This window comes from Variovorax glucosi (genome assembly GCF_051216695.1).
In the GTDB taxonomy this organism is placed as follows: domain Bacteria; phylum Pseudomonadota; class Gammaproteobacteria; order Burkholderiales; family Burkholderiaceae_C; genus Variovorax.
Genome location: NZ_JBPJZE010000200.1, coordinates 1 through 1,236, shown reverse-complemented (window position 1 = coordinate 1,236; position 1,236 = coordinate 1). Strand labels below are relative to the sequence as shown.

The window sequence follows — 1,236 nt, the reverse complement described above, 5'->3', positions numbered from 1 at the left end:
GCCGTAGCTCCCGGAGGTGTCTTCATCCTCGAAGAAGCGGTGCAGGTACGAGGCGTGCGCGGGGTCGATGCCCACTTCGAGCGCCTGCAGCCAGTTGCACTCGAACAGGCCCTTGAACGCGAAGGTGTGGCTGTCGGGCGCGACGAAGCAGTCGAACTCGGGGAAGGCGGGGGGCTCGCCCTCGCCGATGAACGCGAAGATCACGCCGCTTTTTTCGACGACCGGATAGGCCGACTGCTTGATGCGGCTGCACAGCTTGCTGGTGGCGGGCTCGGCGGGGGTTTCGAGGCAGTTGCCCTTGGCGTCGAACAGCCAGCCGTGGAAGGCGCAGCGCAGGCCGCCGTTTTCGAGCCGGCCGAATGCGAGGTCGGCGCCGCGATGCGGGCAGTCGCGGTCGAGCATGCCGAGCTGGCCGTTCTCGTCACGGAACAGGACGAAGTCCTGCCCCATGAGCTTCACTGGCTTGACCGGGCGCGGGCCCGCCAGCTCGTCGGCCAGGGCCACCGGCTGCCAGTAGCGGCGCAGCAGCTTGCCGGCGGGCGCGCCGGGTCCAACGCGGGTGATGAAATCGTTCTGCTCTGCGCTGATCATCGTGCGGGCTCCATCGTGGGGACTGTGGAAAGAGGCTTGCAGTCATTGCATGCAACTGTATGCATTGTCTTGGTGCTCCTCGATCCGGGTCAAACTTTCATCTGCGATTTGGCCCTGATTTGGGGCTTGAAGAGGCATGAATCAGGGTAAACGCTGAGCCTATCGTTAGTTTTTGACACTTGTTGCGCGTCAATGCATGCAACAACCGAGCCAAGATAAATATGCTGCGTGCAATGTCAGGCGCGTCTCCTAGAATCCGCCGATGGACTCCCAACAATCCCGCGTGCTCGTGCAACTGCGCGACATGATCCTCAAGGGCGAATTCGTGCCCGGAGAGCGGCTGGCCGAGATCCCTCTCGCCGAGAAGCTCGAGGCCTCGCGCACCCCGGTGCGGCTCGCGCTGGCCAGTCTGGAGCACGAAGGGCTGATCGAGCAATCGCCCAGCGGCGGCTACCAGATGCGCCGTTTCACCTCCCAGGAAGTGGCCGACGCCATCCGCGTGCGCGGCGTGATAGAAGGCTTCGCCGCGCGCCTGCTGGCCGAAGACGGTGCATCGCGCCAGCTGCTGCGCGACCTGAAAGAGTGCCTGGAGGCCGGCGACCGCGCCGTGAACAAGCCCAGCATGGAAATCGACGACTACGCGGC

General features: G+C 64.5%; 2 protein-coding genes. One reads left to right on the top strand and one right to left on the bottom strand.

The window, feature by feature from the left end; all coding sequences use genetic code 11:
* Nucleotides 1-591 (bottom strand): Rieske 2Fe-2S domain-containing protein (locus ACSFA3_RS24260; RefSeq protein ID WP_435507936.1); only part of this gene is annotated, 591 nt, incomplete at its 3' end.
* A gap of 262 nt (nt 592-853) precedes the next feature.
* On the opposite strand from ACSFA3_RS24260, the gene ACSFA3_RS24255 reads away from it, so the two are divergent.
* The coding region (locus ACSFA3_RS24255) for a GntR family transcriptional regulator (protein ID WP_435507935.1) at nt 854-1,236 on the top strand (383 nt) is incomplete at its 3' end.